Source organism: Streptomyces sp. MGP-P1 (assembly GCF_057766565.1).
This window is the reverse complement of sequence record NZ_JBYMEM010000006.1, coordinates 189,527-203,406: the sequence shown is the minus strand read 5'-3', so window position 1 is coordinate 203,406 and position 13,880 is coordinate 189,527. Positions and strand designations below refer to the sequence as shown.

The window sequence follows — 13,880 nt, the reverse complement described above, 5'->3', positions numbered from 1 at the left end:
CTCCTTGGGTGGGTTCCGGCGATCGGACGGCTAAGGGACGAGCGTCATCCGACGTCGAGCCGCATCAGGTCCTGGACGGTCTCCCGGCGCACGATCTCGCGGGCCTGCCCCTCGGCGACCGCGATGACCGGCGGCCGCGGAATCTGGTTGTAGTTGTGCGCGAGGCTGCGGCAGTAGGCGCCGGTGCCCGGCACGGCGATGAGGTCGCCGGCGCGGACATCCGCGGGCAGGTAGTCGTCGCGTACGACTACGTCTCCGGCGTCGCAGTGCTTGCCCACGACGCGAACGAGCGTGGGGGCGGCCTCCGAGATGCGCCCGGCGAGCTGAACGGTGTACGTGGCTTCGTACAGCGCGGTGCGCACGTTGTCGCTCATGCCGCCGTCGACCGCGACGAACGTGCGGATGCCCTCGCGGCGCTTGACCGTACCGACACGGTAGAGAGTCACGCCGGAGGGGCCGGCTATGGCGCGGCCGGGCTCGATGGCGAGCCGGGGCGCGGACACACCCAGTGCTTCGCATTCCTTCGCCACTGCGGTGCGCAGGATGTCGGCCATCACCTTGGCGGGTGTGGGTTCGTCCTCGGCGGTGTAGGCGATGCCGAAGCCGCCACCTAGGTTGAGTTCGGGCAGGTCGATGCCGTCTTTCGCGAGCGTGGCACACAGCCCGACGAGGCGCTTCGCGGCGGCCTCGAAGCCCGAGGTGGTGAGAATCTGGGAGCCGATGTGGCTGTGCAGGCCGCGCAGTTCGAGCAGGCCGCCGCCGACCACCCGGCGTACGGCTTCCTCGGCCTCTCCGCTGACCAAGGAGAACCCGAACTTCTGGTCCTCGTGAGCGGTGGCGATGTGCGCGTGGGTGTCCGCCCGCACGCCCACGGTGACGCGCAGCAGCACCGCCGGCTTGCTGCCGGGGAACCGCGGGACCAGGGACTCCAGCCGGTCGAGCTCTTCACGGGAGTCGACGACGATGCGCCCGACGCCGTACTCGAGCGCCAAGGCCAGTTCGGCCTCGGACTTGTTGTTCCCATGCATGAGGACGCGTTCGGGGGGGAAGCCGACGGCCTTGGCGTAGGCGAGTTCGCCCTCGGTGCAGACGTCCAGGCTGAGACCGGTCTCCTTGGCGATCCGGGCACTCGTACGTGTCAGGAACGCCTTGCTGGCGTAGTAGACGTCGAAGTCATGGAAGGCTTCCCGGAACGTGGTGCAGCGCATCCGGAAGTCAGCCTCGTCGAATAGGTAGGCGGGAGTCCCGAAACGCTCGGCGACCTCCGATACCGGCACGCCGCCGATGTTCAGGACGCCCCCCTCGCCTTGCACGGCTGTTTTGGGCCAGATACCGGGGCGCAAAGAGCTGACATCAGCGGGGAGTGAGGGCTGGGTTTCTGTAGCAGACACGGAGTTCCCTTGACGAAGAAAGCGGTATGGATTCTTTTCAAGCGTCCGGAATCGAATCCGGTTTCCTGCATCAGCGCAGAGCGCAGCACCCGTTCATCCTGGTGAACAGGAGGATCGCATGACGTTCGATGCGACGCTCAGATATCGAGGAGGAGTACTGCGGCGAGGATGAACATGACGATCCCGCACGAGACGTTCACACGTCGGGTGAACGTCTTGCTCTTGGCGAAACGCTCACTGAGCGCTCCACTGGCCAGGCCCACGATGGCGTCGGCGGTAAAGCCGATGGCGACGAACACGATGCCGAGAGTGAGCATCTGCAGCGGGATGGGCCATCCGGCGTTCGCCGTGAACTGAGGCAGGAACGCGACGTAAAAGACGATCACCTTGGGGTTCGTCAGATTTACGATCATGGACTTGTACGCAATCCGCGCGTACGAACTCTTCGATCTGCCCGCATCCACGGAAAGATCGGACTTGTCCCTGATGATGGAAATCCCGAGATAGGTCAGGTAGCAGATCCCGACACCCTTGAATATCACCATGAGCCACGGATACTGCGATACGAGGATGGCCACCCCAAGAGAACTGAGGACGGCGTGTACGAACATTCCCCCGGCCACGCCGGCGGCTGCGGCGACTCCGCCGGCCCGCCCCTGTGACACCCCGAATGACATCACGTAGAGCATGTCGGGCCCAGGAGTGACACAGACGATGGTAGCGGCCAGCAGGAACGACAAGAATACCGCACTTTGCATGTCCATAATAATTACGAGGCCATGCCCAGTGTCGTCTGAACTACTGCTTTCGCCACTGCTTTCGCCATTGCTTCCGCTATTGCTGGAGACATCACGCAACCCCCCTCAAAGGTTGCCTCTATCGTGACACCGCACCCCGGCTCGCTTGCCTCAATCCATGCGTGCTTATATGCAGTGACACCATCAGGAGGAGTGAATGAATTGGACATACGGGACATGATGGGGCTAGACCTCCTCTCGCCACTCTCCTCCGTTGAGCTCGCCGTGTATTCCCATGCTGTGGAACGGGCGGGCGTCCGGGAAGACGAGCCGGCGCTGGAGGGCATTTCTCGGGAGGAAGTGGAAAGGGCAGTCCAGGGCTTGCTGGAGCGTCGGCTGCTTGTGGCGGTGGGGGCCGCCGGCGGGCAGTTCATGGCGGTCTCGCCCGAGGCCGCCTCCGACGAATTGGCCGAGCCGATCGCGCGACAGGCCCGGCTCCTGCGCTCCGCCGCCGACCGGCTGCGCGACGAACTCACCCCGGTCTACGAGAGTGGCCTCGCCCGGCGGTCGCGGAGGCCCGCCGTGGAGGAGTTGCACAGCGTCGACGCAGTACGGGATCAGCTGACGAAACTCGCAGCTCAGTCGCAGTTCGAGGTGCTCACCTCGCAGCCTGGCGGCGCGCGGGACGAGGATGTGCTTCAGGAGTCGATGAGGCGGACCGAGGAGCTGCTCCAGCGTGGGGTACACATGCGGACGCTTTATCAGCATACTGCGCAATTCAGCTCCAGTACGTCCGCATATGTTGAAATCGTCACCGGGCTGGGAGCAGAAGTCCGCACCCTCGGGGACGGATTCATGCGCATGATTGCTTTTGACCGCAAGGTCGTTGTGATCGAGTTGCGCAACAACCCCCAAGGCGCGCTGATCATCCGGGAACCGAGTATCGCCGGATTCCTGATCGACACCTTCGAATACATCTGGGTGCAGGCCGAAGAATTTCCGTCGGATCGCGGCAGGGACCAGGCGATCTTCGCTTCGGACAAGACCAAGGAAGATATTGTCCGGCTGCTCGTCCTGGGAGAACAGGACAAGGTCATTGCCCGGCGGATGGGGATGACCGTGCGTACCTGTCAGCGTCACATCGCCAAAATCATGGAGCGCATCGGGGCCAAGAGCCGCATTCACGCCGGGTACTTGCTGCGTGGATATGACGGGGACCTGTCCTCGGCGTTGGTGAACCCCGACGACGGCACCACCGGACGGACCCCCTGAGCCTGGCGGGCGAGTTCTAGGCCCTGTCGTCAAACTCCCGTCTGCCCCGCGGCGCCATGCACGCACTCTCGCCGCACCGGGCCCACGCCCGAGTACGTCCAGTACGAGGACGTGAGCCCGGCACGCCGAGAGCACGCACCTGACCCCGCAGGGCCGCCCTCCGGGCGACGACGGGAGTTCGACGACAGGGCCTAGGGCGACGACGGCTCGGTCAGCGGCAGTGATCCGGGTGGTGCTACAGCGGAGCTTCCGCAGGAGCCGTCAGGACTTGCGGATCGCCACGGCGCGTACCGGGTACGCCTCTTCCGGACAGTCGTCCCGGCTTCTTCCCGCGTGGGCATGACGGCGGCCAGGAGTTCGGCGGCCTCGCGTAGGTAGCGGTAGGCCGCGGCCATCCCGGTGCGGAAGCTTGCGGCGAGACGGGCACAAGTGTCGCCGCGGGGCAGGTCCGCCAAGACCAGCAGGGAGCACGCGAAAGCTCCTGGCGGACTGGTGATGTCGGTCGTGAATCCGTCTACCACGAGCTTTCTTCATATCCGCTGCCGTGATGCCGGTCCAACCACCCGTCAGGTTGGACCGGCTCACCGCCTCAGTGCCGGAGATCCATGGGCAGGGCGTGGAAGTAGGCCACGAACTCCTCCGGTTCGAACCCTTCGGCTTCATACAGGGCTCGGGCGTCGCTGTTGTCGTGGGCGGTCTCCAGTTGAACGCCGACCGCCCCCGCGGCGCGTGCGAGGTTCAGACAGGAGCGCACCAGTGCCCGGCCCGCTCCGCAGCGACGCGCGGCGGCCTCGACGTACAGGTCGTTCAGCGTCCACACCCTGCCCATCGACAGGGAGGAGAACGTCGGGTAGACCTGGGCGAACCCCACCGCGCCCAGGCTGGTCTCGGCCAACAGGATCACCGACTCGTGGTTCTCCATCCTGGCCCGGAGGAACTCCGCCGGGCGGTCTTCACCCGGGACGGGAACCTGATAGAAGGCCAGGTACTGCTCGAAGAGTGCGCTCACTACCGGAAGATCGGCCGGCGTGGCGGTGCGTACGGAAACGGCGTCGGTCATCAGGATTCCTCGTCATTCGTAGCTCGTCTCAAGGCGACAAGCCTGTTCTGCCGGCAAGAGCGGCCAGCACCGTCCCCGAGACGGACTCCGCGGCGGCCGGCGCGGTCTTGAACCCTCCCCCGGACCAGCAGGCGGCCACCGCGGTCCAGGGCTCACCGGGCACAACGCCCAGCAGCGGACCGCCGTCACGGTACAGGTCGGTGCCGTACTGCCCACCCAGGTATCCGGCGTTCTGGAGCCAGGGCCACACGGTCGCGGCACCTTCTCGGATGTGTGCTATTTGCTCCCGTGTCAGTCGGGATCCGGCGGCTGGTAGGTGGCCCCATTCCTCTACCGGACAGCCCGCGAGCAGAGCGCCTGCACCCGACACCTCGGGCGCCGGGCGTCCCCAGACTCCTGTGATCAGATCGACGAGGGCGGGTAGGTCGCGTCCGCCCCGGTCGAAGTATCCGAACCGGATCAGCCTGGTCAGCGGTTCCGCCGTGCCGGCTCCGGCCGGGAGCCTCCCAGCGAGTAGCGCGGGCGTGCCGCTGCCCGCCGCGATGACGACGGTCCGGGCCGTGACGCAGTCGCTGTCCATCGTGAGCAGGGCGCCGACGGGGTGCGAGGTCAGACCGTGCACGCGGACGTCGTCGAGGACCGACGCTCCGTCGCCCAAGGCCTGGAGTCGGTACTCGTCCGCCGCACGCTGAGGCTCGGCGTAGCCTCCGCCCGGCTCCCAGACCCCTCCTGCCGTATGCCGGGCGTCCAAGTCGGGCCAGCGGGCCGTGATCTCCTCGACGGTGAGCAGCTCCACCCCGATGCCGCCCGCCTTGAGTTCGAGGACGCCCCGCACTGCCTCCGGCAGATCACTGAGCCCCAACAACACCAGGGAGCCGGTACGCCGGAAGCCGTATGCCTCCGTGTACGGGGAGGGGCGGCCCCACAGGAGCTGATGGCTGCGGATCGCCAGCGCCCGGATCCCCGGGTCCGGATCGTAGGCGCGCACGATGCCTCCCGACCAGCGGGTGGCGGAAGGCATCGCCGGACCGGCGTCGACCAAGAGGGTTCTGGCACCGGTTGCGGCGGTGGCAGCGGCTACCGCCGCGCCGACCACTCCTGCGCCGACGACAGCCACCTCGAAGGGCTCGTCGTCGGCGGCCCCGGAGGTACGCGGCTGTGCGCGGCCGGGGCCGATCCGGACCGGCTTGATCTCCCAGCCGTTCCCGTCCCGGGTGCCCTGGGTGACGTCGAGTTCGCCGTGTTCGTCGAAGGCGACGCCGGCCACTTCACGGACGCCGGACAGCAACCGCTCCCCCCTGGCGAGCGGATCACGCGTCAAGGCCTGAGCCAGTGACTGGAAAGCCTGTTCGACGAGGCGCTCGGCACCTCCTGCCAGCCGTGCCACGGATACGTCCTGGCCTGCTGGGCCGACGAGTTCGGCGAATTCCCGTACGGAGCAGTCGTCGGTGACGAAGAGACTGCCGCCGTAGCCGGCACGGCGTAGCCCACGCACCGCCCTGGCCACACCGAAGTGGGTCCCGCAGAGCACCACGGCCTGTCGCTCGGCTCCCTCACCACCGTGCGACGGCGCGTTCCACGGGGAGGGCATGACCGTCACGGGTAGCGGGGACGCGGGCAGCGCCACGAACAGCTCAGCGAGGCGTCGGCCGTAGTCGCTGTCGTCATGGCCGACGACCAGCCTGCGACAGCCGCGCTCCGTCGCGGCCGCAGCGATGGCGTGCAGTTGACCGCTGTCGTCCGGACACCACCGAAGCGCTCCGCCCGCAGACCCTTTCAGCAGCTTGGGGCGGGTGGCGACGGGGAGGATGACCGGCACACCCGCCCGCCGGTACAAGGGCAGGGAGCCCTCGGCGCCGGCGCTGTTGAAGTGGCCGATCACCGCCGCGTATCCGCCGTCGTTCGTGATGTCTCTCGCTCGCCTGACGCCCCATTCGGCGTCACCCCGGTCGTCGTGCATTTCCCAGGACAGGCCCGGGGCCGTGTGCCGGTCCGCCGATCGACGCAGCAGTTCACCCCAGACTGCCCGGGGGCCGCTGAACGGGCCGACCACGCCGATCCGGACCAGTTCAGACACCGAAGATCGGCTCCTCGCAGGCGGCGATACGCCCCGTGGTGCGGGGGACGGCCAGTGACTCCGCGGTCACCGGGCGGTCGGGCGCCAGACCCAGGACGCCCGCGAGCCTGGCCGCGCCCTCCGGTAGCGCGGGCGCGGCCCACGCCGCGAGAGCGGCCGCGACGGCGAGCTGCCCGGCCAGGGCGGCCCGGTAGGACGCGCGCCCGGCGGGTCGATGCCGCTCGTGCGCCTGGACATGGGCGAAGTCCGTGGCGCAGAGGATCATCTCGTCGAGGAGGGCGACGGCCCTTCTCGGGTCGAAGCCGGCTGGGGCGTAAGCCTCGCGGAGCTCCGCCACGATACGAAGCAGGCGTCCGTGCAGCAGTTCCCAGCCCTCGCCGGACGGCTCCTCCTTTGGAACGAGCCCTTGGCACTCTTCCCGTACAGCGGTGAACAGGCGGTTCAGCCAGCCGTTCCACAGAGTGTCCAGCCGCCGACGGCTCTCCGCGAGCGCGGGGAGGTCGAAGCTCGTCTCGCGGCCCTGGGGGCGGCCGACGCAGACGTGATAGCGCAGTACGTCGCTCCCGGACAGTTCAAGTGCTTCGTCGGCCCAGACGGCGTGGCGGCGGCTGGTGGAGAACTTCCGGCCCTCCAACTGGTAGAACTCGTTGACTTCGAAGTCGGCCGGCAGTCGCTCGGCGAACCCGTTGGCGAGAAACAGTGCCGGGAAGAGCACCGCGTGGAAGTAGCCGTTGTCAAAGCCGAAGAACTGCACGAGGCGGCCGGCCCCGGCGGAGCCGTCGGAGTCCGGCGCCTGGAAGAGGTAACCCGGCGCCATCTCGAACCAGACGTAGATGCGCTGATTCTCGAAACCGGCCACGGGCACGGGGACGCCCCAGTCGGCCGGATGGGACACCGCGATGTCCGGAAGGCTGTCGGCCAGCATCCTCTCGCACAGACTCCGCAGGTGCGGGGGCATCTTGACGGTTTTCCAGAAGTCGACGAGCTGTTGTTCGTAGGGCGCAAGCGGGAAGTAGAGCCGTTCGCAGGGCCGCAGCTCCGCCGGGGTGTCGCAGACGACGCAGAGCGGGTCGACGAGGTCGGCGCAATCATTGGGCCGACCGCAGGGCTCGCAGGCGTTGCCGTTGGACGTGGCGCCGCAGTGCGGGCAGCCGCCGACGACGTACGCCTCGTAGAGCCAGCGCGAACAGGGCCGGCAGTACGGCAGGTCCGTCACCTTGGCTTCGATGTGCCCGCCGTCGTACAGCCGACGGAAGAAGTCCTGAACGGCCTGCTCGTACCCGAGGTCCCAGCGCGGCCGGACGATCCGGTCGAAGGAGATGGACGCCGCCTGCCACGTCTGGACAACCGAGTCGCCGTAGCCGTCGGCAACGTCTTCGGCTGCCTTGCCACCGTCCTTGAGCCCTCTGAGCTGGACGTAGCTCTGGTGGTCGTCGAGGCCGGTGGTGTAGAGCACGTTCATGGCCTCGGAGCGCAGGAACCTGCTGAGCACGTCTCCGGCCACGTAAGGGCCGGCGAGGTGACCGACGTGCAGATCGCCGTTGGGGGTCGGCGGCGTGGCGGTGATCCACATCGGGCTGCTCATACGGCTGCCTCCGCTTCGGGCTCGTGCAGCGGCCAGTAGACGGACACCCAGGCCAGGGTGGCGGCATCCGCCGGCCCCGGGTGGTGGACGATGTGTTCCTGGTGGCGCGGCAGCACCACGAGATCCCCCGGACCGACGGGCGTGGTCTCCCCGGCCAGCTCCAGGGTGCCTTCTCCGTCCAGGACGATCATCACCTCGTCCTGGGCGTGGCAGTCGGGCGCCGAACTCGTGCCGGGCGGCAGGAAGCACGCCATGGCTCCGATCGGAGGCTGCTCGACACTCGTGGGCCAGGGAATGAGCCGTTGGCAGCGCATACCGAACTCGGCCGCCGCGGCGGACTGGTCGATCCGGAATTTGGTGATCACTTGACCTCATCAGAAGAGAGGAGCATGGCTCGCTTGCGGCGCCGGCCCAGAACTCCGGTGGCGAGGAACGCCCCCAGAACCAGGAGGACGGCGACGGGCAGGGCCGTGCCCGTGAACGGCAGGAAGAGCAAGGCGATCGCGCCGGTCGCCCAGGCGCTCCAGCGCATCGCCCGGGTCGGCCGGTCACGCAGCGCGGCAATCGCCGCTGCGACGTAGAGGAGGAGGAAGACCGCGCTGGTGAGCACAACGATGCGGTCCTCGCTGATGTCCAGCAGACCCATGGTTGCCAATACCGTCGCATAGCCGACGGCGAGGGCGAGGAGTGTCCGTACGGGTGCCCCGGTCCGCGGGTCGATCCGTGCCAGTGCGGAGGGCAGCAGACCCTGGCGCGCCGCAGCGAGGGACATGCGGGAGGCGCCCAGGACCCAGGCGTTGGTCGCCACCATCACGATCATCAGCGCGAGCAGGTCACCGAGGGTGCCGGACAGCCGGCCGCTGTCCGAGCCGAGCAGGGCGGAGAGCACGACCGTGCCGCCGCGGTGGTCGACCGCCAGGTAGGCGGCGGCTACCACCACGTAGATCAGTCCCACGACCGGTACCGCGAACCGGATGGCGCGTCGGAAGGAGTGTGCGGGGTCCCGAACCTCCTCAGCCACGGACGAGACGTTCTCCCACCCGAGGAAGGAGAAGAAGGCGACGACCGACGCGGTGCCCACCGCGGTCCACCCGTGGGGGGCGAACGGCTGGTAGCGGTCGACCGACATCGAGGGCACGGCGAGCAGGACCGCGCCCCCCAGGCATGCCAGCAGCACGATGAGGGCGGCATTCTGGATCCGGGCGCCCAAGGCGATGCCCAGCCGGTTGAAGGCGACCGAGATCAGCATGAACCCGATGGCCAGGTACATCACCCAGTCTTCGTTCATGCCGGTCAGATGGCAGAAGTACCGGGCCGAGATGATGCCCATCACGGGATTGCCGAACGTGTAGACCATCACCAGAAGCATGTTGGCCGTGTCGGCGGCCCGATCGCCCAGCCCGCTGCGGACGAGTGCGCTGATCCCCGACGCGTCGGTATGGCGGGCGGACATCTCCGCGAACATGACGGCGATCGGATACGAGGCCAGGGCCAGCACAGCCCAGGACAGCAGCGACGCAGGCCCTGCGATCGAGGCGGTGACACTGGGTACGCCCAGCACGCCGGCGCCGATGAGGCTGGTGATGTAGAAGACGATCAGCCCGCGGGTTCCGATCCCGGGGGGCGGGGGAGCCGCCCGCCGGGCCTCCGCCGATGCGTCCACCGGGTCCGGACGGATGTCACTCACCCGGCGGCCGTGTCGTGACGCGAGGCGAGCCGCGAGGCGACCATGGAGCTCGTGATCTCTCCTGCCCGCACGGCCGACAGGGAGAGGAGGGAGCTGGTGATGCCGTGGGTGTGCTCCGTGCCGCCCTGGAGGTAGAGCCCGCCGCCGCCGACCCGCTGCGCATGGCGCATCCGGTAGTCCCGGTCGAGGAGCGGTCGGCCATCCGCGTCCCACTCGTACTCCTCGGCCAGGCCGGCGAGTAGCCCCCGCAGGTCCGAGGAGCGGTACCCGGTCGCGTATACCACCGCGTCGGCCGCGAGCATCTCGGTTCCGCCGGAGGACAGGTGCTCGATGGTCACCGTCACCCGGTCACCGAGGTCGGCGGCATCGACCACACGCGATACGTTCAGGATGCGCAGCCGCTCGTCGCCCCGAACCTTCTCCCGGTACGCCCGGCGGTAGAGCTCCTCGATCAGGCCCAGATCGGCCACGGCGTAGTTGGTGTTGCGGTGGTAATCCATCAAACGCCGCTTCAAGGCCTCGTCGGCCTCGTAGTAGACGTCGACGGCCTCCGGGTCGAAAATCCGGTTGGCGTACGGGCTGTCGTCCGCGGGGCTGTAGCCGAACCGGCTGAACACCGCGCACAGCTCGGCCTCCGGAAAGCTCCGGTGGAGGTACTCCGCGATCTCCGCGGCGCTCTGCCCCGCCCCCACCACCACGAAGCGATGGGCCCGGGCCGGTGTGTGGAGGCCCAGTTCGTACAGCAGGTTGCCGCTGTGCCATATGCGCTTCGACTCGGTGACGCCGTCCGGCAGGTACGGGGTCAGGCCGACGGCGACGACCACGTTGCGGGCCAGGCGGACCGTGGTCGAAGCGGGGTCGGACACGTCCTGGGAGACGACCTCGAACAACTTGGCGCCGTCCTGGTCCGTCGTCGTGGAGACCTGGACGACCTCCTCCCCGTACGCCACCTGCCCGGAGAAGCCGGCGGCCGCCCAGGCCAGGTAGTCGTGGAACTCCTCCCGCGTCGGGAAGAACTCCTTGTGGTTGATGAAGTCGATCAGCCGGCCCTTGTCCTGCAGGTACGAGAGGAACCCGTAGCGGCTGACCGGATTGCGCATGGTGGCCAGGTCCTTGAGGAACGAGACCTGCATGGTCGCGCCGTCGATCAGCATGCCCCGGTGCCAGCCGAAGGTCTGCTGCCGCTCCACGAAGACCGAGGTGAGGTGCTCGTCCGGCGGCGCGGCCTCGTTGTGCTCCCGCACAGCGATGGCGAGCGCCAGGTTGGACGGGCCGAAGCCGATGCCCAGGATGTCGTGCGCGTCTGCTTCGTGGACAGGTGCCAACGGCAGACTCACCGTCCGATGTCTTCCAGCGACGTGCCGTTGACCGCGTCCGGCACGGGCTTGCCGGCGAACGCCAGGCGAACCGACTCGGCCACCGAGACGCCTGCCTTCTCCTGGGCCTCGTCCGTGGACGCGCCGAGGTGCGGGGTGACCACCACCGAGTCGAAGCCGAAGAGAGGCGACGCCGTGGTCGGCTCGAATTCGAAGACGTCGATGCCGGCGCCGGCGACCCGGCCTTCCTTGAGGGCGAGTGCCAGGGCCGTCTCGTCGACGATGCCCCCGCGGGCCGCGTTGATGATCCGGACGCTCGGCTTCACCTTGCGCAGCGCGTCCTCGCCGATGAGTCCGACGGTGTCGGTGGTCCTGGGCAGGTGCACCGTGATGAAGTCCGAGGTCTCCAGCAGGGTGTCGAGCGGCACGAGCGCGACTCCTAGCTCCGCGGCCCGGTCGGGCTTCGCGTAGGGGTCGTATGCCACCAGGTTCACGCCGAACCCCGCGAGTCGCTGGGCGACCAGCGCGCCGATCCGTCCCAGGCCCACGATGCCGACGGTCTTGCCCGCGAGTTCGATGCCGCCGTACTGGGAGCGAGCCCACTTTCCGCCCTTGAGCGCGGAGTTCGCCGACGCGATGTTCCTGGCCGTCGAGAGGAGGAGCCCGACCGCCAGTTCGGCGGCGCTCACGATGTTGGACGTGGGCGCGTTGACCACGAGGACACCGGCCGACGTGGCGGCGGGCACGTCGACGTTGTCGAGTCCGACTCCTGCACGCGCGACGATCTTCAGCAAGGGCGCGGCTGCCAGCACATCGGCGTCGACCTTGGTGGCGGAGCGCACCAGCAGGGCGTCGACGTCGACGACTGACCTGAGGAGCTGGTCGCGGTCGGCGCCGTCACAGGACCGCACGATGAAACCAGGGCCGAGGGCGCTGATCGTGGCCTCGCTCAGCTGCTCGGCTATGAGAACTACAGGAAGGCGCTTTTCAGGCATCTCGGAATCTTTCTCTCTCTTCGGTCCTGCTCATGACAAACAACGCTCACCATGCCCGGCTGTTCAGCGACCCCCCTCGAGATGCCGGCACATCAGCCCCACCCCAAGTCCCGCTTGTCCGAGTCCGTAGCGCCACTGGCCGTCGCGACGGAGGGCTCCGGTACAGCGTTCGCGACCCCGATAAACGGGGAAGAGAGGAGGAGAGTAGACACAAAAGCTAGAAGCGCTTTCTTCATTTCATGTCCCGTTCGATAAAGCGATGACGAGGCGTCTTCACGACTCCTCCATGTTCCGGCGCGGCACCCCGAGGGGGAAGAGGAGGCATGTGTCGCAACGCGAAAGAGCAAATTGCGATGCCTGGATAAAACGAGACAATGCAGTCAGAGAGAAGGGAAGGTTGCCATGGCCACCGGGTTCTTCTCGACTGCGTATGCCTGGGCTGCATGCGACAGATTCTTCAGTCTGTACTCGCTGAGACGGAAGTTCCGGCGGCAGTCCCCGCGAGAGATCGGAAGATTTGATCGCTCGTCCGCCCTGAGACGCGAAAAGGGTGGGTGTGCCCCGGCTGCAAGCCGGGGCACACCCACCCTCACACGTCTGCTGCCGCAGGACGGCTACGTGAGCAGGTCGATGACGTAGTCGATGCAGGCGGTCAACGCTTCGACGTCGGACGGCTCCACTGCCGGGAACATCGCGATGCGCAGTTGGTTGCGGCCAAGGCCCCGATAGGAGTCGGTGTCCACGATCCCATTGCGTCGCAGCACCTGGGCGATCGTGGCGGCTTCGATGCCCTCGGCGACGTCGATGGTTCCGATGACCTGCGAGCGCTGGGCGGGATCCACGACGAAGGGCGTGACGTGTTCGCTGCGCTCGGCCCAGTCGTACAGACGCGCGGCGGAGTCGGCGGTCCGCTTGACGGCCCAGTCGAGACCGCCCTGACCGTTGATCCACTCGAGCTGCTCGCCCAGCAGGAAGAGGGTGGAGAGAGCCGGGGTGTTGTACGTCTGGTTCTTGAGGGAGTTGTCGATCGCCGTGGGTAGGTCGAAGAACGCCGGGATGTGCCGACCGGAAGCGCCGATGGAGCGCGCCCGGTCCAACGCCGCAGGTGAGAAGGGTGCAAGCCACAGACCGCCGTCGGCGGCGAAGGACTTCTGGGGGGCGAAGTAATAGACGTCGGCCTCGGTGATGTCCACCGGCAGGCCGCCGGCGCCCGAAGTCGCGTCTACCAGCGTCAAGGCGCCCGCATCCGCTCCCGGCACCCGGCGCACCGGTGCGGCGACTCCGGTCGAGGTCTCATTGTGGGTGAGTGCGTAGACGTCCACACCGGCCTCCGCGACAGGCTCCGGGTGCCCGCCGGGCTCGCACGCGATGACCGAGGGGGCATCCAGCCAGGGCGCCTTGCGCGCTGCCTTGGCGAACTTGGAGGAGAACTCTCCGAACGACAAGTGCTGCGATCTGCGTTCGATGAGCCCATGTGTGGCGATGTCCCAGAAGGCGGTGGAGCCACCATTGCCGAGAATCACCTCGTAGCCGTCGGGGAGCGAGAGCAGCTCGCCAACGCCTTCCCTGACCCGCCGTACGAGTTCTTTCACAGGGGCTTGACGATGGGAGGTACCGAGGAGAGTGGTGCCGGTGCTCGCCAGAGCGGTCAGTGCTTCGATTCGCACTTTGGAGGGACCTGCGCCAAAACGGCCATCAGACGGTTTGAGAACCGAGGGAATCTGAATCTCGTTGATCATCGCGTGATCGTAATGGGGCGG

The 13,880-nt window shown here is 67.6% G+C and carries 10 protein-coding genes and 1 pseudogene; 1 reads left to right on the top strand and 10 read right to left on the bottom strand.

The window, feature by feature from the left end:
• Positions 1-44 precede the first annotated feature (44 nt).
• Together lysA and AC3CH1_RS16660 are read right to left on the bottom strand one after the other, a co-directional pair.
• Complete coding sequence (gene lysA, locus AC3CH1_RS16665) at positions 45-1,391, bottom strand: diaminopimelate decarboxylase (protein WP_488463667.1); 1,347 nt, start codon at positions 1,389-1,391, stop codon at positions 45-47.
• 137 nt (positions 1,392-1,528) lie between these two features.
• Positions 1,529-2,149, bottom strand: coding sequence for a LysE family translocator (locus tag AC3CH1_RS16660; RefSeq protein WP_488463666.1), 621 nt, complete (start codon positions 2,147-2,149; stop codon positions 1,529-1,531).
• 201 nt (positions 2,150-2,350) lie between these two features.
• On the opposite strand from AC3CH1_RS16660, the gene AC3CH1_RS16655 reads away from it, so the two are divergent.
• Positions 2,351-3,400: a LuxR C-terminal-related transcriptional regulator gene (locus tag AC3CH1_RS16655; protein ID WP_488463665.1), complete on the top strand. Its 1,050-nt coding sequence runs from the start codon at positions 2,351-2,353 to the stop codon at positions 3,398-3,400.
• A 589-nt stretch (positions 3,401-3,989) separates the two neighbouring features.
• Here AC3CH1_RS16655 and AC3CH1_RS16650 read toward each other — a convergent pair.
• The 8 genes and pseudogenes from AC3CH1_RS16650 to serC all read right to left on the bottom strand — a co-directional run bounded on the left by AC3CH1_RS16650 (position 3,990) and on the right by serC (position 13,856).
• The gene (locus AC3CH1_RS16650; protein ID WP_488463664.1) at positions 3,990-4,460 is read right to left on the bottom strand and encodes a GNAT family N-acetyltransferase; all 471 of its coding nucleotides are present in this window, start codon (positions 4,458-4,460) and stop codon (positions 3,990-3,992) included.
• A gap of 28 nt (positions 4,461-4,488) precedes the next feature.
• On the bottom strand, positions 4,489-6,537 hold the full coding sequence (locus tag AC3CH1_RS16645) for an FAD-dependent oxidoreductase (RefSeq protein ID WP_488463663.1): 2,049 nt from the start codon (positions 6,535-6,537) through the stop codon (positions 4,489-4,491).
• Complete coding sequence (locus AC3CH1_RS16640; protein WP_488463662.1) at positions 6,530-8,122, bottom strand: methionine--tRNA ligase; 1,593 nt, start codon at positions 8,120-8,122, stop codon at positions 6,530-6,532. Before AC3CH1_RS16640 ends, AC3CH1_RS16645 begins: the two co-directional genes overlap by 8 nt.
• A complete protein-coding gene (locus AC3CH1_RS16635; protein ID WP_488463661.1) occupies positions 8,119-8,487 on the bottom strand; it encodes a cupin domain-containing protein in 369 nt (122 codons plus the stop codon). The genes AC3CH1_RS16640 and AC3CH1_RS16635 overlap by 4 nt, the downstream gene beginning before the upstream one ends.
• On the bottom strand, positions 8,484-9,809 hold the full coding sequence (locus tag AC3CH1_RS16630) for an APC family permease (protein WP_488463660.1): 1,326 nt from the start codon (positions 9,807-9,809) through the stop codon (positions 8,484-8,486). Before AC3CH1_RS16630 ends, AC3CH1_RS16635 begins: the two co-directional genes overlap by 4 nt.
• Entirely contained in the window at positions 9,806-11,134 is a 1,329-nt protein-coding gene (locus tag AC3CH1_RS16625; RefSeq protein WP_488463659.1) for a lysine N(6)-hydroxylase/L-ornithine N(5)-oxygenase family protein, read from the bottom strand. The genes AC3CH1_RS16630 and AC3CH1_RS16625 overlap by 4 nt, the downstream gene beginning before the upstream one ends.
• A 17-nt stretch (positions 11,135-11,151) precedes the next feature.
• Positions 11,152-12,120: pseudogene (locus tag AC3CH1_RS16620) on the bottom strand (hydroxyacid dehydrogenase); the annotation flags it as partial.
• Positions 12,121-12,734: 614 nt separating this feature from the next.
• The gene (serC, locus tag AC3CH1_RS16615) at positions 12,735-13,856 is read right to left on the bottom strand and encodes a phosphoserine transaminase (RefSeq protein ID WP_488464417.1); all 1,122 of its coding nucleotides are present in this window, start codon (positions 13,854-13,856) and stop codon (positions 12,735-12,737) included.
• Positions 13,857-13,880 lie beyond the last annotated feature (24 nt).

Excerpts from the sequence above, each read along its gene's own strand:
- AC3CH1_RS16660 (WP_488463666.1), bottom strand. The coding sequence starts at position 2,149 with ATGCAAAGTGCGGTATTCTTGTCGTTCCTGCTGGCCGCTACCATCGTC.
- AC3CH1_RS16650 (WP_488463664.1), bottom strand. The coding sequence starts at position 4,460 with ATGACCGACGCCGTTTCCGTACGCACCGCCACGCCGGCCGATCTTCCG.
- AC3CH1_RS16640 (WP_488463662.1), bottom strand. The coding sequence starts at position 8,122 with ATGAGCAGCCCGATGTGGATCACCGCCACGCCGCCGACCCCCAACGGC.